The sequence below is a fragment of the Pseudomonas sp. P7758 genome (assembly GCF_013386485.1).
Lineage (GTDB): Bacteria > Pseudomonadota > Gammaproteobacteria > Pseudomonadales > Pseudomonadaceae > Aquipseudomonas.
Genome location: NZ_JACARS010000138.1, coordinates 1 through 20,949, shown reverse-complemented (window position 1 = coordinate 20,949; position 20,949 = coordinate 1). Strand labels below are relative to the sequence as shown.

At 61.5% G+C, this 20,949-nt stretch carries 16 protein-coding genes and 4 tRNA genes; 3 read left to right on the top strand and 17 right to left on the bottom strand.

What is annotated here, in order from left to right; all coding sequences use genetic code 11:
- The first annotated feature begins 1 nt into the window (after nt 1).
- Nucleotides 2-1,261, top strand: coding sequence for an FAD-binding oxidoreductase (locus HX873_RS25970; protein ID WP_177123407.1), 1,260 nt, complete (start codon nt 2-4; stop codon nt 1,259-1,261).
- Between the two features lie 214 nt (nt 1,262-1,475).
- Nucleotides 1,476-2,567, top strand: coding sequence for a carboxylesterase (locus HX873_RS25965; protein WP_250884727.1), 1,092 nt, complete (start codon nt 1,476-1,478; stop codon nt 2,565-2,567).
- 23 nt (nt 2,568-2,590) lie between these two features.
- Here HX873_RS25965 and gltS read toward each other — a convergent pair whose 3' ends face one another.
- The 3 genes from gltS to HX873_RS25950 all read right to left on the bottom strand — a co-directional run bounded on the left by gltS (nt 2,591) and on the right by HX873_RS25950 (nt 5,724).
- The gene (gene gltS, locus HX873_RS25960; RefSeq protein WP_177123406.1) at nt 2,591-3,802 is read right to left on the bottom strand and encodes a sodium/glutamate symporter; all 1,212 of its coding nucleotides are present in this window, start codon (nt 3,800-3,802) and stop codon (nt 2,591-2,593) included.
- Between the two features lie 440 nt (nt 3,803-4,242).
- Complete coding sequence (locus HX873_RS25955) at nt 4,243-5,460, bottom strand: hypothetical protein (RefSeq protein ID WP_256349668.1); 1,218 nt, start codon at nt 5,458-5,460, stop codon at nt 4,243-4,245.
- A gap of 187 nt (nt 5,461-5,647) precedes the next feature.
- Nucleotides 5,648-5,724, bottom strand: a tRNA-Val gene (locus HX873_RS25950).
- A 183-nt stretch (nt 5,725-5,907) separates the two neighbouring features.
- Here HX873_RS25950 and HX873_RS25945 point away from each other — a divergent pair.
- Nucleotides 5,908-7,191: an FAD-binding oxidoreductase gene (locus tag HX873_RS25945; RefSeq protein WP_008438740.1), complete on the top strand. Its 1,284-nt coding sequence runs from the start codon at nt 5,908-5,910 to the stop codon at nt 7,189-7,191.
- A 166-nt stretch (nt 7,192-7,357) separates the two neighbouring features.
- Here HX873_RS25945 and HX873_RS25940 read toward each other — a convergent pair.
- The 14 genes from HX873_RS25940 to HX873_RS25875 all read right to left on the bottom strand — a co-directional run bounded on the left by HX873_RS25940 (nt 7,358) and on the right by HX873_RS25875 (nt 20,818).
- A tRNA-Asp gene (locus HX873_RS25940) sits at nt 7,358-7,434 on the bottom strand.
- A 105-nt stretch (nt 7,435-7,539) separates the two neighbouring features.
- Nucleotides 7,540-7,616, bottom strand: a tRNA-Asp gene (locus tag HX873_RS25935).
- A 55-nt stretch (nt 7,617-7,671) separates the two neighbouring features.
- Nucleotides 7,672-7,747 (bottom strand) — tRNA-Val (locus tag HX873_RS25930).
- Nucleotides 7,748-7,854: 107 nt separating this feature from the next.
- Nucleotides 7,855-8,619 carry an SDR family oxidoreductase gene (locus tag HX873_RS25925; protein WP_003212687.1) on the bottom strand — a complete coding sequence of 255 codons (765 nt, stop codon included), beginning with the start codon at nt 8,617-8,619 and terminating at the stop codon, nt 7,855-7,857.
- A gap of 11 nt (nt 8,620-8,630) precedes the next feature.
- Nucleotides 8,631-9,842, bottom strand: a complete 1,212-nt coding sequence (locus HX873_RS25920) for an O-succinylhomoserine sulfhydrylase (protein WP_008438742.1) — start codon at nt 9,840-9,842, stop codon at nt 8,631-8,633.
- 66 nt (nt 9,843-9,908) lie between these two features.
- Nucleotides 9,909-11,414 carry an amidophosphoribosyltransferase gene (gene purF / locus HX873_RS25915; protein WP_003212683.1) on the bottom strand — a complete coding sequence of 502 codons (1,506 nt, stop codon included), beginning with the start codon at nt 11,412-11,414 and terminating at the stop codon, nt 9,909-9,911.
- Between the two features lie 41 nt (nt 11,415-11,455).
- Nucleotides 11,456-12,013, bottom strand: a complete 558-nt coding sequence (locus tag HX873_RS25910) for a CvpA family protein (RefSeq protein ID WP_003212681.1) — start codon at nt 12,011-12,013, stop codon at nt 11,456-11,458.
- 254 nt (nt 12,014-12,267) lie between these two features.
- The gene (locus HX873_RS25905; RefSeq protein WP_087693954.1) at nt 12,268-12,930 is read right to left on the bottom strand and encodes an SPOR domain-containing protein; all 663 of its coding nucleotides are present in this window, start codon (nt 12,928-12,930) and stop codon (nt 12,268-12,270) included.
- Entirely contained in the window at nt 12,914-14,221 is a 1,308-nt protein-coding gene (gene folC / locus HX873_RS25900) for a bifunctional tetrahydrofolate synthase/dihydrofolate synthase (RefSeq protein WP_177123405.1), read from the bottom strand. Before folC ends, HX873_RS25905 begins: the two co-directional genes overlap by 17 nt.
- On the bottom strand, nt 14,218-15,138 hold the full coding sequence (gene accD / locus HX873_RS25895) for an acetyl-CoA carboxylase, carboxyltransferase subunit beta (RefSeq protein WP_003212675.1): 921 nt from the start codon (nt 15,136-15,138) through the stop codon (nt 14,218-14,220). The genes folC and accD overlap by 4 nt, the downstream gene beginning before the upstream one ends.
- Before the next feature lie 243 nt (nt 15,139-15,381).
- The gene (locus HX873_RS25890) at nt 15,382-16,014 is read right to left on the bottom strand and encodes a phosphoribosylanthranilate isomerase (RefSeq protein ID WP_102606396.1); all 633 of its coding nucleotides are present in this window, start codon (nt 16,012-16,014) and stop codon (nt 15,382-15,384) included.
- 63 nt (nt 16,015-16,077) lie between these two features.
- Nucleotides 16,078-16,902: a tRNA pseudouridine(38-40) synthase TruA gene (gene truA / locus HX873_RS25885; protein ID WP_177123412.1), complete on the bottom strand. Its 825-nt coding sequence runs from the start codon at nt 16,900-16,902 to the stop codon at nt 16,078-16,080.
- Nucleotides 16,903-17,058: 156 nt separating this feature from the next.
- Complete coding sequence (locus tag HX873_RS25880; RefSeq protein WP_177123404.1) at nt 17,059-19,647, bottom strand: FimV family protein; 2,589 nt, start codon at nt 19,645-19,647, stop codon at nt 17,059-17,061.
- 160 nt (nt 19,648-19,807) lie between these two features.
- Entirely contained in the window at nt 19,808-20,818 is a 1,011-nt protein-coding gene (locus HX873_RS25875; protein ID WP_177123403.1) for an aspartate-semialdehyde dehydrogenase, read from the bottom strand.
- Between the last annotated feature and the right edge of the window lie 131 nt (nt 20,819-20,949).

The window sequence follows — 20,949 nt, the reverse complement described above, 5'->3', positions numbered from 1 at the left end:
CATGTCCGATAACGTCATGCCAGACGTCGCCGTAGTGGGCGCCGGCATCATCGGCGTCGCCTGCGCGCTGCAACTGGCGCGCCAGGGCCGGCGGGTGGTCATCATCGATCAGCAGGAACCCGGCCACGGCGCCTCGTTCGGCAATGCCGGCCACCTGGCGACCGAGCAAGTGTTCCCCATCGCGGATGCGTCGATCCTGACGCGTTTGCCCGCCATGCTCATGGACCCGATGGGCCCGCTGCGCCTGGACTGGAAATACCTGCCGCGTGCACTGCCGTGGTTTACCCGGCTGCTGCTGAACCTGCGCCCGGCGCCCTTCCAGCGCACCGTCGCCGGGATCCGCGCGCTCAATGAAGGCAGCCTGGGCGCCTGGCACCGGCTGCTGGGCAGCATCGAGCGCCCGCACCTGATGCGCGAAGACGGCTCGTTGCTGGTCTTCGAGCGCGCCGAGTCGCGACAGGCCATTGATGCATTGCAGGCACGCATGAGTCAGCAGGAAGTGCCGGTGGACCACTGGCACGCCAGCGTGGTGCAGGACGCGGCGCCACAACTCAGCAAAGGGATTCAGGGCGGGTTGTTCTTTCCTCGCACCGGGCATTTTCTCGATCCCTATGGGGTGGTTTGCGAGCTGATGGAAGCGGCCAAGGCCAGCGGGGTGCAATTTCTCAAGCGCCAGGTCGTGGGCGGGAAGCTGGACGAGCACGGAGTTTCATTGCGGACTGACCAAGGCACCGTGGCCGCGCGTCAGGTGTTGATCGCATGCGGTGCGCACTCAGCCAGCCTGACCGGCGCACTGACTGGCAAAAAGGTCCCGCTGGATACAGAGCGCGGCTATCACCTGATGTTGCCCCATGAGCATGGACGGTTGCCGTTTGCGGTCACGTCATTGGAGCGCAAGTTCATCATGACGCCCATGGACGGCGGATTGCGGCTGGCAGGTACCGTGGAGTTCGCCGGCCTTGATCGCCCACCGAACATGGAACGCGCGTGGCAGTTGCATCGACTGAGCCAGGGGCTGTTTCGTCGTGACTTGAGTGCCGAGGACGCGACGCCGTGGATGGGGTTTCGCCCTTCCCTGCCGGACTCGCTGCCGATTATCGACAAGGTGTGCGAGGGCAAGGTGCTGCTTGCCTTTGGGCATCAGCATTTGGGCCTGACGCAGGCTGCGGTGACGGCGGAGTTGATTGCACGGCTGGCATCGCCTACGGCCGCGTCCAACGGGCTGCCCGCACTTGGGCCCTACCGGCTGGATCGATTCTGAGATCATCGGAAACGTCTTGCTACTGTTTCGCACTTTCGGCGATACAAGGCAGGTCATTATCGTGCATGACCTTACGGTTACGCTCCGTTGAGAACCTGCCTTGAACAACCACACCTGTATGCAGCCCCGTCCATCGATGCGCAGAACGCTCCGAAGCCTTGCTTGCGGCATGCTCGCCCTATTGCTCTGCACGACAGCCCTGGCAGAACCGGGCATGCCGCTTGGCCAGAAGTCATTCGAAGCGTATCGCGCCGCTACCTTGCAATGGCTGCGGGACCATCGTGACTTCCAGGGCACCGACAAGGATGCCGAACTCAACTGGAACGCCCCGCAGGAATGGCGCCCGGCGGGTGCCCCCAAGCGCGGGATCATTCTCGTGCATGGCCTGGGTGACTCACCCTGGTCTTTCCACGATATCGGCAGCGCACTGGCCGCCCGCGGCTTTCTGGTCAGGACCGTGCTGCTGCCCGGCCACGGCACGCAACCGGCCGACATGCTGCAGGTACGCATGGAAGACTGGCGCCGGGTGGTGGACGAACAGGCTGCGATCCTTCGCGCAGAGGTAGGAGAAATCTACCTCGGCGGCTTTTCCACCGGCGCCAACCTGGTACTCGACTACGCCTACAAACACGACGACGTCGCGGGGCTGCTGCTGTTCTCTCCCGCGTTCCAGTCCAGCATGACCTACGACTGGCTGACACCCCTGATCAGTTGGGCGCGCCCCTGGCTGCTGGCGCCAGACGCCAGCCGGCCACAACAGAGCCTGGTGCGCTACATGACAGTGCCCACCAACGGTTTTGCCCAGTTCTACCGCAGCAGCCGGCTAGCCCGCCAGGACCTGGAGCGGCGCCCCTATGACAAGCCGGTGTTCATTGCCGTCGCAGCCCACGACTCAGTACTCGATACGCACTACGTGCTGGAGACCTTCCAGCAACGCTTCAGCAACCCCCATAGCCGCCTCGCCTGGTACGGCACATTGCCAGAGAGCGCCTGGGATACACGCCGTGTAAAAGCGCGTACCGACTACCTGCCGGAGTTAAGGATCAGCCAGTTCTCCCACATGGGGTTGCTGTTCTCACCCGACAACGCTCTGTATGGCGAACAGGGCAGCCTGCGGTTTTGCTGGAACGGCCAGACGGACGACGCAACCCGCGCCTGCGAACAAGGGGCCGACGTGTGGTATTCGGACTGGGGCTACCGTGAGCCGGGCAAGATGCACGCGCGGTTGACGTTCAATCCGTATTTCACCTGGCAGCTTGGGGTGATTGACGAGGTCCTGGGCAAGCAGGACCTGGCGAGTCATTAAACGGCAAATCCGGTAAACCGCGTTTATCCCGCGACGCCCAGGAACGGCAGCGCCAGGTACAACTTGATCACGATCGCATTGGTGATATCGATGAAAAAGGCGCCCACCATCGGCACCACCAGAAATGCAATCTGCGATGGCCCGAAACGCTGGGTCACCGCCTGCATGTTCGCAATGGCAGTTGGCGTGGCACCGAGCCCGAAACCGCAGTGCCCCGCCGCCAGGACCGCCGCGTCATAGTTGCTCCCCATCACCCGGAACGTCACGAAAATCGCAAACAGCGCCATCATGAACGCCTGCGCAGCCAGCAGGATGAAAATCGGCAGGGCCAGCGCGGCGAGGTCCCAGAGCTTGAGCGACATCAATGCAATCGCCAGGAACAACGACAGGCTGACGTTCCCTAGCACCGAGACTTCGCGCTCGAATACCTGGTGCCAGCCCAGCGCCGACAGGCCATTACGCAACACCACACCGACAAACAAGACACACACAAACGTCGGCAGCTCAAAGGCCGTGCCCTGGATAAAACCGCTGAGGAACGTGCCCACTTGCAGGCTGATGGCGAGCAGCGCCAGGGTCTCGATAAACGAGAAGGAGGTGATCATGCGCTCTTGATTCGGCTGCTCGAATCCTTTTGGCCCACACGGTTGTACCGGCGCCAGGGCGGGCGTCTGGACGCGCTTGATCAGCAGGCGAGCGACCGGGCCGCCAATCAGGCCGCCGAGCACCAGGCCAAAGGTCGCGGAAGCAATGGCCAGTTCGGACGCCGACGCCACGCCATACTTCTCGCTGAACACCGCGCCCCAGGCCGCGCCGGTCCCGTGCCCACCCGACAGCGTAATGGAGCCCGCCAACAACCCCATCAACGGATCGAGCCCCAGCGCCTTGGCCAGCGCAATCCCCATCGCGTTCTGGACCACCAGGAGCGCCGTCACCACCAGCAGGAAAATCCCCAGCACCCGCCCGCCTTTCTTCAGGCTGGCGAAATCCGCATTCAAACCAATGGTGGCAAAGAAAGCCAACATCAGTGGCGTCTGCAGCGACGAATCAAACCGGACCTCAATGCCAGCGAGCATACGCAGGACCAGGAGCAGCACCGCCACCACTAAACCGCCGGCCACCGGCTCCGGAATATTGTAAGTGCGCAGGAAACCGACTCGAGCGACCAGCCCGCGCCCAAGTAAAAGCACCAGGGAGGCGGCGACCAGCGTTGAATAGAAGTCGAGTTGAAGCATGGGGCAGCTCTCTGTAGTTATTTATGACGAATCGGGGCATGCCTATCGATCCTTCGGAACAACACAGGAAGAGTAGTAGTACGACGCCATCTTTAACCTCGGAAAAGTCCTAACGTTGCCGAACGGAATCCCCAGGACGTTCAGGCGAAAGACTTGCGAAGCGCAATCTGAAGGGGCACGACGAGAAAATCGAGTGCATGACAATGGCTGCAGAACTGCGTCTGGACGGGCGCTTTACAGGTTCCGCGGCATCCTGCCGACTCAGCGCCCATTCGAATCTGCCCTACCTGGCCGTGCTTCTGTGTTGGCCAATGATTACCAAGGGACAATTGCGGCCGCTCTGTTGCTGGGCGTCGCAACGGCGCTGGCCGCGAACCTATACCCTGGGAATAAATATTTCCAATAAAAAAGCCCGCTCAATGCGGGCTTTTTTTCCATGATTATCCGGAAAAAGGTATGGGTTCAACCATATAGCAATCAACGCAGTCTGAAGTGATGACGTTATCCAGGATCAGAGGGGATTCGGTCGCAGGTCGAAGGAACCCCGTACGAATGGATGCGGTATAGACCCCAACGTTTACTGTATTGAGGCGAGCCCTTGCGTTAATCGACACACAATCAATGCTGTAATTCATCCCCATCCCCAAGCCGCAATTTTCACCACCTGAATTAATCACGCGGGTAGAGTCCTGCCCCTCGATGACGACACCCCAGGCGGTCTGTTCAGGATCGACACCTGGCTCTGTAGCCGTGCAATAACTATCAAGAATGGTGTTGTACTCACCACCGTTGTCCAGCAGCAGCATGCAGCGCCCAGTCCAGTCGACCGACGTGATGTTCTCGATCACACAGTGTTGTGCGTAGTGCAGATGCAGCCCTACCGCAGCGTCCCCGGTGAATTCAAGGTTGCGGATGTACACGTTTTTAATCGGGTCACATAAAGCCACGATTGCGCCCTGGGGATGATCACGTTTGATTACGCGATTAACAATCAATGAGTTAGCCAGCACATAAATAACCTGGCGAACCTCCAGCGGGCCGTCGAGTGGCATCGGGTAGGTTGCAAAATCGGTTGAAGCGTCCGAGATGACGATCCAGGAACCGTTTGTGTACGGAGTCGTGTCGGCCACGGAGATTTCGGTCGTATTGACGTAGGCCGGCGCGGTCAAATAACTGCCCGGGCGAACATTGCCTTGGTAGTCGATGGCGGCATAACTTGGATCTGTGGGGTCCAGCGGGTTACGGCCGATCCCTGAAACGTCAATAGTGACCTTATCGATCCCTGGGGCAGGCTCGATGATCTGCCCACTGTAAGGCCAGTTGTCATCACGGTTTAGCAGGACTGTTGTCCCGATAGGGCAGTCAGTGCCATTGATTTGAATCCAACGGTATCCGGCCTTCATCACCGACTGGAGTTGAGGGCCGTTATCCGCAGAGGGATTCGGGGTAAAAACATAAGGGGTATCGATGTAAATTGACATATGACTTCTCCTGATTTCCCATGGCCATTTTTCGGCGAAACAACTGTACATGCATACAGCTAAAAATCCTACAAAAGCAGCATTCTCAATGCTCACTTTATTGCCCACAGACACCGACATACGCATCACACGCGCCGGACGCGTGATCAAGCCGTTATCGCGTTCAGTGAGGCTCATGGGAGACGGGAAAAGAAGATGCCGAAGCACGCTCAGAAAGGCGCAACGGGAAAAAATCGACAAGCCAGGAGGAGCCGCCGAATCGTCATTCTGAGGGGGTAGGTTGCAAAGGCTTCGCAAATCGCAACAAAAAAGGGCCCACCTTTCGGTGAGCCCTTCTAGACCGCCCAGCAGAGCGGATTTTGTTTGGTAGGCGCGATTGGACTCGAACCAACGACCCCCACCATGTCAAGGTGGTGCTCTAACCAACTGAGCTACGTGCCTGCTGTGAGGCGGCATTCTACGGAATTCCCGAGGGGTGTCAACACCTTTTTTGCAGCTAAGCCTATGAATATGCGAATTTTTTATTTGTGGCCAGCACAACCGTATTTTCCGGCGGCTGGCAGCGGATTTTCAACTCAGGTAGGATCGGCGCACTCGTAAAAAATATAAAACAGAGGTTCCAGGATGGCGAACACCCCCTACCCCCAGTCGTATTACGCCGCGTCTGCGAATGCGGTACCTCCTCGCCCAGAGCTGCAAGGTGAAGTCGAAACCGATGTGTGCGTGATTGGCGCCGGTTATACCGGCCTGTCCAGTGCGCTGTTCCTGCTGGAAAACGGCTTTAGCGTGACAGTGCTGGAAGCTGCCAAGGTAGGCTTTGGCGCGTCGGGCCGTAATGGTGGGCAGATCGTCAACAGCTACAGCCGTGATATCGATGTGATCGAGCGCAGTGTCGGCCCCCAGCAGGCGAAATTACTCGGCGACATGGCATTTGAAGGCGGCAGGATCATTCGGGAGCGGGTGGCCAAGTATCAGATCCAGTGCGATCTGAAGGACGGCGGTGTATTTGCGGCACTGAACAGCAAGCACATGGGCCACCTGGAGTCGCAGAAGCGCCTGTGGGAGCGCTACGGCCACACCCAGCTGGAGCTGCTGGACGAGCGGCGCATTCGAGAAGTGGTCGCCTGTGACAACTATGTGGGCGGCCTGCTCGACATGAGCGGCGGGCACATTCACCCGCTGAACCTGGCGCTGGGCGAAGCGGCAGCCGTGGAGTCCCTGGGCGGCACCATTTATGAGCAGTCGGCGGCGACTCGCATCGAGCGCGGCGCCAATCCGGTGGTGCATACGGCGCACGGCAAGGTCAGGGCCAAGTTCATTATTGTCGCGGGCAACGCCTATCTGGGGAACCTGGTTCCGGAACTGGCGGCCAAGTCGATGCCGTGTGGTACGCAGGTGATTACCACCGCACCACTGGGCGATGAACTGGCGAAGACGCTGCTGCCACAGGATTACTGCGTCGAGGACTGCAATTACCTGCTGGACTACTACCGCCTGACGAGCGACAAGCGCCTGATCTTCGGCGGTGGCGTGGTGTACGGCGCGCGTGACCCGGCGAATATCGAGGCGATCATCCGGCCGAAGATGCTCAAGGCCTTCCCGCAGCTCAAGGACGTGAAGATCGACTACGCCTGGACCGGCAATTTCCTGCTGACCTTGTCGCGCCTGCCGCAGGTCGGTCGCCTGGGGGATAACATCTACTACTCCCAGGGCTGTAGCGGCCATGGCGTGACGTATACCCACTTGGCGGGCAAGGTACTGGCGGAAGCGCTGAGAGGCCAGGCAGAACGTTTTGATGCGTTTGCCGGCCTGCCGCACTACCCCTTCCCCGGCGGACAACTGTTGCGCACGCCGTTTGCGGCGCTGGGGGCCTGGTATTACGGGTTGCGGGACAAGCTGGGATTCTGACCCCGGACCACGGGGCTGGCTTGCCGGCCCCTGTACTTGCCGCGCCGGCACCCAATCGCAGACACAAAAAACCCCGGTCTTTCGACCAGGGTCTTTGCTATCGATCCAACCAAGCCAGCGGCTTGCTTTGGCGTCTCAGGGCGTTCAGTGGGCCCTGGAACAGATATGGCGCAGCGGACGGGACTCGAACCCGCGACCCCCGGCGTGACAGGCCGGTATTCTAACCGACTGAACTACCGCTGCGTATCGCTCAGACTGCTGAAGTGTCACCTTCAACCGCCTTCAAACATCTGACTGACCAGCCTTGGCTGTTCAATCTCAAATCTGAAACATCAGACCTGGAAAATATGGCGCAGCGGACGGGACTCGAACCCGCGACCCCCGGCGTGACAGGCCGGTATTCTAACCGACTGAACTACCGCTGCGCGTCGGTGCAACCTTTAACGTTGCGTCTTGCCCTAGGGCAAAACTCTCAAGAAGTGGTGGGTGATGACGGGATCGAACCGCCGACCCTCTGCTTGTAAGGCAGATGCTCTCCCAGCTGAGCTAATCACCCTTTGCTTCGTTGAGGCCGCGAAATTTACGCAGGTAGCGGACCTAAGTCAATAGCCTGCTTGAAGTTTTTCTGAAAAAGACAAAATGGCTTCAGGACCGCGACCCGCCCTACTCGGTGTAAATCATCTTCTTGCTCATGCCGCCGTCGACGACGAACTCTTGCCCGGTGACAAACCCGGCATTGCGCGACAGCAACCACGCCACCATCGCCGCTACGTCTTCCACAGTGCCTACCCTGCCCGCCGGGTGCTGGGCGTGATCCGCATCCGTCAGCGGCTCGGCACGGCGTGCAGCCGGGTCACGGGCATCGATCCAGCCCGGGCTGACGGCATTGACCCGTACTTCCGGCCCGAGGCTGATAGCCAACGCGTGGGTCAGGGCAAGCAAACCGCCCTTGCTCGCCGCATAGGCTTCGGTGTCCGGTTCCGACTGGCGTGCCCGGGTCGACGCCAGGTTGACGATGGCGCCGCCGTGGGCCCGCAGGTAGGGCGCACAGTGCTTGGCCAGCAACATGGGACCACTGAGGTTCACCGCCAGTACACGATTCCAGTAAGCCAGGTCGAGACTTTCCAGGGTGATGTTGCGCGGGTCAGCCACGGCAGCATTGCACACCAGCGCATCCAGGCGCCCGAACTGGCCAAGCACCTCGGCCACGCCCTGGGCAACCTGCCGCTCATCGGCCACGTCCATGGTAATAAACCAGGCGTTGTCGCCGAGCACCTTGGACACCTTGGAACCGCGCTCACGGTCCAGGTCCGTCAATACCACCTGCCAGCCTTCGCTGATCAACCAGGCGGCAATCCCCAGGCCGATGCCCCGCGCCGCGCCGGTCACCAGCGCGACCCGCCCGTTACTGGCGCTCGCCGCCTCCATGGACCACTCGATCACAGGGCAGCCAACCCACGGGCCAGGTCGGCCTGCAGGTCTGCGACGTCTTCCAGGCCTACGGCAATGCGGATCAGGCTGTCACGAATCCCGGCAGCTTCACGCTCCTGCGGCGCCAGGCGGCCGTGGGAGGTGGTGCTCGGGTGAGTGATAGTGGTCTTGCTGTCACCCAGGTTGGCGGTGATGGAGATCAGGCGAGTCGCATCGATAAAGCGCCAGGCGCCCTCTTTGCCGCCCTTGACCTCGAAACTCACCACGGCGCCGAAACCACGTTGCTGGCGCTGGGCCAACTCGTGTTGCGGGTGGCTCTTGAGGCCGGCGTAGTGGACTTTCTCGATGCCGTCCTGCTGCTCCAGCCACTCGGCCAGGGCCTGGGCGTTGGCACAATGGGCCTTCATCCGCAGGCTCAGGGTCTCCAGGCCTTTAAGGAAGATCCAGGCGTTGAACGGGCTCAGGGTCGGGCCGGCGGTGCGCAAGAAGCCCACCACTTCCTTCATCTGCTCGCTGCGGCCGGCAACCACGCCACCCATGCAACGGCCCTGGCCGTCGATGAACTTGGTGGCCGAGTGCACAACGATGTCTGCGCCCAGCTTCAGCGGCTGCTGCAATGCAGGGGTGCAGAAGCAGTTGTCGACGATCAGCATCGCGCCCTTGGCGTGGGCCACTTCGGACAATGCGGCAATGTCCACCAGCTCGGCCAACGGATTGGACGGCGACTCGACGAACAGCAATTTGGTGTTGGCCTTGATGGCCGCGTCCCAGCCGGACAGGTCCGCCAGCGGCACGTAGTCGACTTCAATACCAAAACGCTTGAAGTACTTTTCGAACAGGCTGATGGTCGAACCAAACACGCTGCGCGATACCAGGACGTGGTCGCCGGCGCTGCACAGGCTCATGACTACCGCGAGAATCGCAGCCATGCCCGTGGCAGTGGCGACAGCTTGCTCGGCGCCTTCCAGCGCGGCGATACGCTCTTCGAACGCGCGCACGGTCGGGTTGGTGTAACGCGAATAAACGTTGCCTGGCACTTCACCGGCAAAACGCGCAGCGGCGTCGGCCGCAGTGCGGAACACATAGCTGGAGGTAAAGAACATCGGGTCACCGTGCTCACCTTCCGGGGTGCGGTGCTGGCCGGCGCGCACAGCCAGGGTATCGAAAGCTACGCCATCGAGGTCGCTGTCCAAGCGACCGGCATCCCATTCCTGACTCATGCTCTACTCCTCAACTCGAATGCTTTATCAAAGATACAAAACCGGCCCCTCAGGGCCGGTGTCTACTCAGTTGTTGTACAGGTCGATGATCGCGCTGACCGCCTGGGTCTTGATCTTCGAGGAATCGTTACGGGCCTGCTCGATCTTGTTCAGGTAGGCCTCGTCGACATCGCCGGTGACGTACTTGCCGTCGAACACCGCGCAATCGAACTCCTCGATCTTGATCTTGCCACCACCGACGGCTTCGATCAGGTCCGGCAGGTCCTGGTAGATCAGCCAGTCGGCGCCGATCAGGTCCGCAACGTCCTGGGTCGAACGGTTGTGGGCGATCAGTTCGTGGGCACTCGGCATGTCGATGCCGTACACGTTCGGGTAACGCACGGCAGGCGCGGCGGAACAGAAGTAAACGTTCTTCGCACCGGCTTCGCGGGCCATCTGGATGATCTGCTTGCAGGTGGTGCCGCGTACGATGGAGTCATCCACCAGCATCACGTTCTTGCCGCGGAACTCCAGCTCGATCGCGTTGAGCTTCTGGCGCACCGACTTCTTGCGCGCAGCCTGGCCAGGCATGATGAAGGTACGGCCGATGTAACGGTTCTTGACGAAGCCTTCGCGGAATTTCACGCCCAGGTGGTTCGCCAACTCCAGCGCAGCGGTGCGGCTGGTGTCCGGGATCGGGATAACCACGTCGATGTCGTGATCCGGGCGCTCGCGCAGGATCTTGTCCGCCAGCTTCTCGCCCATGCGCAGGCGCGCCTTGTACACCGAAACACCGTCGATGATCGAATCCGGACGCGCCAGGTAGACGTGTTCGAAGATGCACGGGGTGAGTTTCGGGTTCAGTGCGCACTGACGGGTGTGCAGCTTGCCGTCTTCAGTGATGTAGACCGCTTCGCCCGGCGCCAGGTCGCGAATCAGGGTAAAGCCCAGCACGTCCAGGGACACGCTTTCGGAAGCGATCATGTACTCGACGCCTTCGTCGGTATGACGCTGGCCGAACACGATCGGGCGGATGCCGTGGGGGTCGCGGAAACCGACGATACCGTAGCCGGTCACCATCGCCACTACCGCATAGCCACCGACGCAGCGGTTGTGCACGTCAGTCACGGCAGCGAACACGTCTTCTTCGGTCGGCTGCAGCTTGCCGCGCTGGGCCAGCTCGTGGGCGAACACGTTCAGCAGTACTTCGGAGTCCGAGTTGGTGTTGACGTGGCGCAGGTCAGATTCGTAAATCTCCTTGGCCAGTTGTTCAACGTTGGTCAGGTTGCCGTTGTGCGCCAGGGTGATGCCATAGGGCGAGTTGACGTAGAACGGCTGGGCTTCGGCCGAGGTCGAGCTGCCCGCTGTCGGGTAGCGCACGTGGCCAATGCCCATGTGCCCGACCAGGCGCTGCATGTGGCGCTGATGGAACACGTCACGCACCAGACCATTGTCCTTGCGCAGGAATAACCGGCCGTCGTGGCTGGTCACAATACCGGCAGCATCCTGGCCGCGGTGCTGGAGGACGGTTAGCGCGTCATACAGCGCCTGATTCACGTTCGACTTACCGACGATACCGACGATGCCACACATGCGACGCAACCCCTACTTAATGAATCTTGACTGAACACAACTTACTGAGGCGTTTTGGCCGGCAAGAGGTGTTCCTTGAACGGAAGATCAGCGGGTACGCTGATCCCGCTGGCCAGCCACTGACTGCTCCACCCCAAAATGAGGTTTTTGGACCAATCTGCAACCAATAGAAATTTTGGCACGAGTACCGACTCCTGCCACCACGAATCCTGCTGTACCGGCCCCAGGCTCAACAGCCCGACCGCCACGACCACCAGCAAGCCGCCACGCGCGGCGCCGAAGGCCATGCCGAGAAATCGATCGGTCCCGGAGAGGCCGGTGACGCGTATCAATTCGCCGATAAGATAATTGACCATTGCCCCCACCAACAACGTGGCGATGAACATGATGGCGCAGCCCGCGATGACGCGAGCCGAAGGTGTCTCGATGTATCCGGCCAGGTAGACAGACAATGAACCGCCGAACATCCAGGCTACAACTCCTGCGATGATCCATGTCAGCAGCGACAATGCTTCTTTGACGAAGCCGCGGCTCAGACTGATCAAAGCGGAGATGGCGACGATTGCAACGATCGCCCAATCAACCCAGGTAAATGGCACAGTTCAGCCTACAGACGGATAAGGCGGCGCATTTTAGCAGAGCGCTGGGCTATCGGTAAGCTGTGATTGGCAGTGCATTTGAAATCAATGAGTTATAGGGGAAACCGGCCTGTTGCGGCACACCCAAAACACTTGTGGGAGCGGGCCTGCTCGCGAAGGCGGTGGGGCAGCCAATAAATCTGCTGACTGATACACCGCTTCGCGAGCAAGCCCGCTCCCACATTGACCACATTCCAGCTTGAATCCTTGCAGCCTCAGCCTTTTTCGGGCTGGAAGCGAACCACAAAACCCTTGAGGTTCTGCTGGCGATCCAACAGATCCCGCAAGCGATCGGCTTCGGCGCGCTCGATCAGCGGCCCGATGAATACCCGGTTCTTGCCATCGGCGCTGCGGATATAGGCGTTGTAACCCTGGGTGCGCAGCTTCTTCTGCAACGCATCAGCACTTTCGCGGTTAGCCAGGCTGGCCAGCTGGATCGACCAACTGATCGGCAAGCCATTCGGGTCAATACGGCTCTGGCCCACGTCCGGCTTGCCTGGTGCCGCAGGTTGCGGGGCCACAGGTTTTGGCGCTGGCGCTGGCGCCGCAGGCTTCGCAGCAACTGCAGGAGCAGCAGGCGCAGGCTTAACCACCGGCACGCTCGGCTGCACCGGCATCGACGGCGCTTGCTGTGCAGCCACTTCGTCATCGGTCGGCACCGGCTCTTCTTCCGGCAGCGCTTGCGGCTCGGGAACCACCACCGGCTCAACCTGAACCTGAGGCACCGCAGGCGCCTGGGGCGCAGCTGGCGCTTCAACGGTCACTTGGCGCTGCTCATCCTGACGGGAAAACAGCATCGGCAGGAAAATCACCGCCAACGCCACCAGGACCAGGGCTCCAACCATTCGCTGCTTGTATGCGCTATCCAGTAATGCCATGTGCAGCTTCCTCCGTGGAGCGCCGGGCCAACCATTCGAGCGCCTCGGCAACACAATAAAATGATCCGAACAACAGAATCTCATCCTCAGGCGTCGCAACCGCGCACTGGGCTTCCAGGGCGGCTGTCACGCTTGCATGGGACGTCACGGACGCGCCAAGGTTCTGCAAGGCAACCTGCAACTCGATGGCAGGACGACTGCGGGACGTATCCAGCGGTGCAACCGCCCAGGCCTGGACGTCACCCAACAAGGGTGCAACCACGCCGTCCAGGTCCTTGTCGGACAACAACCCGAACACCGCGAGGCGGCGACCGGCGGGCGGCGTGCGTGCCAGGCGCCTGGCCAGGTATTCAGCGGCGTGAGGGTTATGCCCCACGTCCAGCAGCAGGTTCAGGCGCTTGCCCTCCCAGTCGAACGTGCGCCGGTCAAGGCGCCCCACCACGCGAGTAGCCTGCAACGTAGCGGCAATCTGCTCGGCATGCCAGGGCAAATCCAGCAACAGGTAGGCTTGCAGCGCGAGCGCGGCGTTTTCCATCGGCAGGTTCAGCAGTGGCAAGTCGCGCAACTCGACGGTTTGACCGCGCGCGTCAAGCCCGCGCCATTGCCAGAATTGGTCGCCAATCTCGAGATTGAAATCACGCCCGCGCAGGAAGAACGGGCAATCCAGCTCGCGCACCTTGTCCAGCAAGGTATGCGGCGGGTCCAGGTCGCCGCACAGTGCAGACTTGCCCTGGCGGAAGATCCCGGCTTTTTCATAGGCCACGGACTCACGGGTGTTACCCAGGTAGTCCGCATGGTCGACGCCAATACTGGTAATCAGCGCCAGGTCGGCATCCACCACGTTGACCGTGTCCAGACGCCCACCCAGACCGACTTCCAGCACCACTACATCCAGCTGCGCACGCTCGAACAGCCAGAACGCCGCCAGGGTGCCCATCTCGAAATAGGTCAGGGAAATCTCGCCACGCCCGGAATCAAGTGCGGCGAAGGCTTCGCAGAGTTGCTCGTCAGTGGCTTCGACGCCATTGAGCTGCACCCGCTCGTTGTAGCGCAGCAGGTGCGGCGAGTTGTACACGCCGACCTTCAGGCCCTGGGCTTGCAGCAAGGCCGCGACAAAGGCGCAGGTAGAGCCCTTGCCGTTGGTGCCGGTCACCGTGATCACACGCGGCGCCGGCCGGCCCAACCCGAGGCGGGCCGCTACCTGTTGCGAGCGCTCCAGGCCCATGTCGATGGCTGACGGATGCAACTGCTCAAGGTAGGCGAGCCATTCGCCCAGGGTACGTTGGGTCATATGTTTGCAGGCACCGGTGGCACGACAATCGGCTCGATTTTAGGCGCGACGTACACAGGTGTCGGCAGGCCCATCATTTGCGCCAGCAGGCTACCCAGGCGCGGACGCAGTTCGCCGCGCGGAATGATCAGGTCGATCGCGCCGTGCTCCAGCAGGAACTCGCTGCGCTGGAAACCTTCCGGCAGTTTTTCGCGAACGGTCTGCTCGATAACACGCGGGCCGGCAAAGCCGATCAGCGCCTTCGGCTCACCGACGATCACGTCACCCAGCATCGCCAGGCTGGCGGACACTCCGCCGTAGACCGGGTCGGTCAGCACGGAGATGAACGGAATACCTTCTTCGCGCAGACGCGCCAGTACCGCGGAGGTCTTGGCCATTTGCATCAGCGAGATCAGTGCTTCCTGCATCCGCGCACCACCGGAGGCGGCGAAGCAGATCATCGGGCAACGGTTTTCCAGCGCGTAGTTGGCGGCACGTACGAAACGCTCACCGACAATGGCGCCCATCGAGCCGCCCATGAAGGAGAATTCGAAGGCCGAAACCACCACCGGCATGCCCAGCAGCTTGCCGCTGACGGAAATCAGCGCGTCCTTTTCACCGGTCTGCTTCTGGGCCGCGGTCAGGCGGTCCTTGTACTTCTTGCCGTCGCGGAACTTCAGACGGTCAACCGGCTCCAGGTCAGCGCCCAGTTCGGAGCGACCATCGGCGTCGAGGAAAATATCAATGCGGGCGCGGGCGCCGATACGCATGTGGTGATTGCACTTGGGGCAAACGTCCAGGGTCTTTTCCAGCTCCGGGCGGTACAGCACCGCGTCGCAGGATGGGCACTTGTGCCAAAGACCTTCAGGAACCGAGCTTTTCTTCACCTCGGAACGCATGATCGAAGGGATCAGTTTGTCTACTAACCAGTTGCTCATGCTTTCTTTCTCCAGTACCGGTGGCTTGAACACAGCCCCGCGTATGCCCTTGAGCTAAATTCATATGTGGCGATGACACAAACTGGACGGGGTCAGACGTTCGACCAGCCATTTCCTGCCTGTGCCCTCAGCCTTCCAGACAACCTGCCGTGCAGGGTTGCCACTTCATTTCCGGGCCTCCCACAGGCGGCGCCGGGCTGTTTTACACAGTGGTAGTTATGGACGGCGGCAGACTGCCAGCCGTCACATCGTCCCGCTGCTGTCGCGCACGGCCTGCATGAATGCGCGAATCCTTGCGTGATCCTTGATGCCTTTGCCCTGCTCTACCCCGCCGCTGACGTCCACGGCATACGGCCGAACCTGCTGGATGGCACTGGCCACGTTGTCCGGATTCAGGCCGCCCGCGAGGATAATCGGCTTGCTCAACCCTTCGGGAATCAACGACCAGTCAAACGCCTCGCCCGTACCACCGGGAACGCCTTCGACGTAGGTGTCGAGAAGAATCCCGCGAGCCCCGGCATAGGCAGCGCATGCCGCAGCAATATCATCCCCGGCCTTGACCCGCAGCGCCTTGATGTACGGGCGCTGGTAGCTCTCGCACTCGTCCGGGCTCTCATCGCCATGGAACTGCAGCATGTCCAGTTGCACGGCGTCGAGGGTTTCATTGAGCTCGCAGCGGCTGGCGTTGACGAACAACCCCACGGTGGTCACGAACGGCGGCAACGCGGCGATGATCGCCCGCGCCTGCAACACATTCACCGCCCGCGGGCTTTTGGCATAAAACACGAAACCGATGGCATCGGCCCCCGCCTCGACCGCCGCCAACGCGTCTTCTATGCGGGTAATCCCGCAAATCTTGCTGCGAACGGCAGACATGTCGATGAAACCTCAGGGCGTGTCCGGGAAAGTCCCGGATGGTAACAAATGCTTTTGAGGGCGTCAGCCGCCAAGTTCGCTGAAACCTGTGAGGAAGTGTGGCCCGATGAATCGCTGGGGCAATTCGAACTCGTCGCGGTACTCCACATCCACCAGGTACAGGCCGAACGGATGCGCCGTGACGCCGCCGGTACGGCGAATCCGGCTTGCCAGGACTTCCCTGGCCCATTCCACCGGGCGTTCGCCGGTACCGATGGTCATCAGCACCCCGGCGATATTGCGCACCATATGGTGCAGGAACGCGCCGGCGCGGATATCCAGCACGATCATCTTGCCGTGGCGCGTCACCCGCAGGTGATGGACCTCCTTGATCGGCGACTTGGCCTGGCACTGGCCGGCACGGAACGCGCTGAAATCGTGGACACCTACAAGATGCTGGGCCGCCTCGGCCATGCGCTCGGCGTCCAGCGGGCGGTGGTTCCAGGTGATTTCTTCGTTGAGATGGGCCGGGCGGATCTGATCGTTGTAGATCACATAGCGATAACGCCGGGCGATGGCCTTGAAGCGCGCGTGAAAGTCCGCCGGCATCACCTTGGCCCAACTGACGCTGACGTCGTGGGGCAAGTTGATATTGGCGCCCATCACCCATGCCTTCATCGAGCGCTCGGCCTGAGTGTCAAAGTGCACCACTTGCCCGCAAGCGTGCACGCCGGCATCGGTCCGCCCGGCGCACATCAGCGACACCGGTGAGTCGGCGACTTTCGACAGCGCCTTCTCCAGGGTTTCCTGCACCGTCGGCACACCGGAGGCCTGGCGTTGCCAGCCACGATAGCGCGAGCCTTTGTATTCCACGCCCAGGGCGATTCTGAAAAAGCCTGCGGCCGCCATTTCGGCGGCCGCGTTATCTATATTTGCCAAGAACTGAGAGCCTGATGAGTTGCGCAAAGGCGGCCATTATAAGGCCGCGCGCCTGGGACGCCATGGATTTGGTGCCTGGATGGCAAAACGGCAGCCCGAAGGCTGCCGTTGTATTTACCGCGCGTATCAAGCCAGCCGGCTGAGCATTTCCTTGGCTTCGCCCTTCTGACCGTCATCGCCTTCCTTGAGCACCTCGCCAAGAATGTCCCGCGCCCCGTCGGCATCGCCCATGTCGATGTAGGCCTGCGCCAGGTCGAGCTTGGTGGCCACTTCGTCGGTACCGGAGAGGAAGTCGAATTCCGGCTCATCGCCACCCAACGCCGCGTCGTCGGCGGTGAAGGACGGTTCGATTGGCGGATGTTCCAGGCTTTGCGACAGGCGATCCAGCTCGGCGTTGACATCATCAAGCTCCGACGCAAACGCGTCCGGCTTGGCCGCTGCGGGCGCCTCGGGCTCGTCGGCCAGGGACAGGTCGAAATCCTCCGGCAGGTCGAGGTCGTCCAGGTCGGCCGGCGTCAGTGTCGGCGGCTCTACCGGCGGCAGGTCCTTCATCTGGTCTTCAAGGCCGGAGAGGAAGTCGTCGTCTGACTGGGTCGACGAGGGTGGATCGAGTTGCAGGTCCAGGTCGAAATCCGAGAGGTCTTCCGCGCTGGCCTTGGCCTCGGCCTGCTGTTGCAGCACCGATTCAAAGCTCAGGTCGTCGTCCGACGTCGGGCGGACCACGGCTGGCGAAGCAGCCTCCAGATCGTCCAGGCTGAGGTCGAAGTCAGTGTCAAACGCGTCCGGCACAGGCTCAGGTGCAGGCGGTGCCGGGTCGTCCTTGAGCAGGTCCTTGACGTATTGGGCGTCGAGAGCGGCAGCGGCAACGGCAGCGCTGACGCCTGCTGCGAACACGGCCATGGCCGGGAAGCGGCTTTTCAGCTGTTCGACCTGGGCATGGTTGTCGCCATTGGCGACCAACTGGCGCTCCTGGGTGACAAACCCGTCCTTGTTGCCCTGCAAGCCGTGGACTTCCATCAGCTTGAGACGCAGGTCGCTGCGGGCGGGCTCTTGCTTGATTGCATCTTCCAGCACTTCCGCAGCCTGGTTCAGGTGGCCACGGTCGATATGCGACTGGGCTTGCGCCAGGGCGTCGGTCGGACGCTGCACAGCAACAGGTGCGACCACCGGGGCAATCACCGGGGCAACCACCGCCGCCGAGGCTGGAGCTGGAGCTGGAGCTGGAGCTGGAGCTGGAGCTGGAGCTGGAGCCAGCTTGACGTTCGGCGGCGGCACATCAAGGCCTTCGAAACTGTCAGATGGCAGGTCGTGATCAATGTTCGGCGCAAATTCCGGCTCTTCAGCCAGGGCCCGTGCCATGCGCAGGTGCTTTTCTTCTTCAAGCCGCGCATTGCGATGACGGGCCCACAGCAGCAGAAGCAACAGCACCAGCAAACCCGCTGCGCCGCCGATCACACCCAGCACGATCGGGTTGGTCAGCAGGTCATTGAATTTACCTTCAGTGCTGGCAGGCGCCGCATCCGGCTTGACCGGGGTCTCGACCGGCGCAGCCACGGGGGTTGCTGCCGGAGCTGCCGCTGCCGGCGCCGCCGGTTGTGCAGCCAGCTCGGCCGGCATCGCCGCCGTTGCAGCAGGCTGCGCCGCAGCGCCACCCGGGGTCTGCAACTTGGCCAGCTGGTTATTCTTGAGCTCGATCAGCCGCTGCAGCTTGTCCAGCTGACTTTGCAGGTCAGCCATGCGGCTTTTCAGTTCTTCATTCTCGCGACGGGTCGAATCCAGGCTTTCCTGGGTCACCGCCAGCTTGTTGTTCAAGGCCCGGCTGTCGCCCGCCGCGCCCTTCCCGCCCTTCCTGGCCGCTTCGGCCGAGACCAGGCTCAAATTGTCCTTGGTATTGGTCTGCGACGGCGCATTACCCGCCTGGGTACGCTTGGTCGCGTCCAGCTGCGCCTTGCCGGCGAGCTGATTGCCGCCACGGCGGCCCTCGCGCCACGCCGCGTTTTGCGCCGTCACTTCAGCAATCGCCTCGGGCTGCGGCAGGCTGGTGCTTTGCCCCGAATCCGGCAGGCGCAGGACCTGGCCGGTTTTCATGCGGTTGATGTTGCCGTCGATAAAGGCGTCAGGGTTCAGCGCCTGAATGGCCAGCATGGTCTGCTGCACCGAGGCGCCATTGCGGTTTTTCGCGGCGATTTCCCACAAGGTGTCACGGGAAGTCGTGGTGTGTTCCTTGGCCTTGGTGACTGCCGGAGCCGTCGTCGCAGGCGCACTCAAGCGTGGCGTGGGTGCAGGTGCACCGGCGGCCGGGGTCGACTGGTCGAACTTGGCCGGGTCCAGCAACACGCTGTAGTCGCGCATCAGGCGACCGTTGGGCCATTGCACCTGCAGCAGGAAACGCACGTAGGAATCCGGCAGCGGCTTGCTGGAGGTGACACGCACCACACTGCGGCCGTTGGGATTGACCACCGGGGTAAAGGTCAGGTCGTTCAGGAACGCCTGGCGATCGACGCCCGCATCTACAAAGGCCTGGGACGACGCGAGGCTGGGGGTGATCTCGGAGGCGGTCAGGCCACCGACATCGAGCAACTCGATTTCCACCGACAGCGGCTGGTTCAGCTTCGACTTGAGGGTCATCTCCCCAAGCTGCAGTGCTTGCGCCATACCGGAGGACAGCGCCGAGGCGGCCGCTATTGCTAACACCAGTTTGCGAACTTGAACCATAGCCTCATCCTTTTTGAACACTCCCCGGCCGGCGAGAAGGTGGGTAACCGCTGCCATTAGGCATGGCGAGCCGATAGGTCACCGACGCGCAATTTTTCCAGCTTGGGGCCAAGCATAGCGCTTGGCTAGAATCAATCTACAAATTGCCGCCAAGTATCTTTTACACAAGGCCTTTTATCAACAACTGCGCCAGCTGTACGGCGTTCAGTGCCGCCCCTTTGCGTACGTTATCTGACGCCAGCCACATATTTAGTTCCGCGGGGTCATCAACACCGGCACGAACCCGGCCCACGTAGACCACGTCCTGACCGACCGCATCGCCCACAGCCGTGGGGTAATCGCCCTCTTCCACCAATTCGACACCCGGTGCCGAGTCCAGGGCACGGTTGACGGCAGCGAGATCCACCGCTGCCCCCAATTGCAGTGACACAGTCAGGCTATCGCCAAAAAACACCGGGGCTTGAACGCAAGTGACGGAAATCTTTAGCAAAGGCATTTCCAGCACGGCGCGCAATTCGTGCACCAGGCGTTTTTCCAGGGCGGTGTGGCCTTGCGCGTCAGGCTTGCCGACCTGGGCCAGCAGGTTAAAAGCCATTTGCCGGTCGAAGAACTTCGGCTCCAGCGGGCGCACATTCAACAACTCGGCGGTCTGCCGGGCGAGTTCGCTGACAGCCTCACGGCCCTGGGCGGAAACAGCGAGGTTGGCGGTGACGTTGACGCGCTCAATGTCCAGCAAGCCGCGCAGTGGCGCCAGCACCACGGCCAGGGCAGTGGCCGACGGGCTTGGGCTGCTGACCTGATAAGGTTTTTTCAGGCCATCGAGGATCTGCGCGTTGGCTTCCGGCACTACCTGCGGCGCCTGATCGGCCGGCAAGGCGCCGGACAAGTCGATCAGGGTGCAGCCCGCAGCGGTGGCGCGCGGGGCAAAACTCAAGGTGACCGCAGGGCCGGCGGCGAAGAACACCAGTTGGACTTTGCTGAAATCGAATTCATCGACTTCCCGCACCCGCACGTTCTTGCCACGAAACGGCACCGAATGCCCGGCCGACTCGCTGCTGGCCAACAGGTGCAGGCTGCCTACCGGGAAGTCCTGCTCTTCGAGGATCTGCACCAGGGTTTCGCCAACGGTGCCGGTGGCGCCGATCACGGCAATATCAAAGGTCTGGGTCATGGGGGCTGCCTCGGGCATTGCGGGGGGAGCGGCACTTTACCGGGTGGCTGGGGGTGAGGCAATTAACCTGGGGGTTGTGGTGTGGCTGATGGCCTCTTCGCGAGCAAGCCCGCTCCCACATTTGATCGCAT

Coding starts and splice junctions, on each gene's coding strand:
- HX873_RS25970 (WP_177123407.1), top strand. CDS start 2: ATGTCCGATAACGTCATGCCAGACGTCGCCGTAGTGGGCGCCGGCATC.
- HX873_RS25965 (WP_250884727.1), top strand. CDS start 1,476: ATGCCGCTTGGCCAGAAGTCATTCGAAGCGTATCGCGCCGCTACCTTG.
- gltS (WP_177123406.1), bottom strand. CDS start 3,802: ATGCTTCAACTCGACTTCTATTCAACGCTGGTCGCCGCCTCCCTGGTG.
- HX873_RS25955 (WP_256349668.1), bottom strand. CDS start 5,460: ATGAGCCTCACTGAACGCGATAACGGCTTGATCACGCGTCCGGCGCGT.
- HX873_RS25945 (WP_008438740.1), top strand. CDS start 5,908: ATGGCGAACACCCCCTACCCCCAGTCGTATTACGCCGCGTCTGCGAAT.
- HX873_RS25925 (WP_003212687.1), bottom strand. CDS start 8,619: ATGGAGGCGGCGAGCGCCAGTAACGGGCGGGTCGCGCTGGTGACCGGC.
- HX873_RS25920 (WP_008438742.1), bottom strand. CDS start 9,842: ATGAGTCAGGAATGGGATGCCGGTCGCTTGGACAGCGACCTCGATGGC.
- purF (WP_003212683.1), bottom strand. CDS start 11,414: ATGTGTGGCATCGTCGGTATCGTCGGTAAGTCGAACGTGAATCAGGCG.
- HX873_RS25905 (WP_087693954.1), bottom strand. CDS start 12,930: ATGGCATTACTGGATAGCGCATACAAGCAGCGAATGGTTGGAGCCCTG.
- folC (WP_177123405.1), bottom strand. CDS start 14,221: ATGACCCAACGTACCCTGGGCGAATGGCTCGCCTACCTTGAGCAGTTG.
- accD (WP_003212675.1), bottom strand. CDS start 15,138: ATGAGCAACTGGTTAGTAGACAAACTGATCCCTTCGATCATGCGTTCC.
- HX873_RS25890 (WP_102606396.1), bottom strand. CDS start 16,014: ATGTCTGCCGTTCGCAGCAAGATTTGCGGGATTACCCGCATAGAAGAC.
- truA (WP_177123412.1), bottom strand. CDS start 16,902: ATGGCGGCCGCAGGCTTTTTCAGAATCGCCCTGGGCGTGGAATACAAA.
- HX873_RS25880 (WP_177123404.1), bottom strand. CDS start 19,647: ATGGTTCAAGTTCGCAAACTGGTGTTAGCAATAGCGGCCGCCTCGGCG.
- HX873_RS25875 (WP_177123403.1), bottom strand. CDS start 20,818: ATGACCCAGACCTTTGATATTGCCGTGATCGGCGCCACCGGCACCGTT.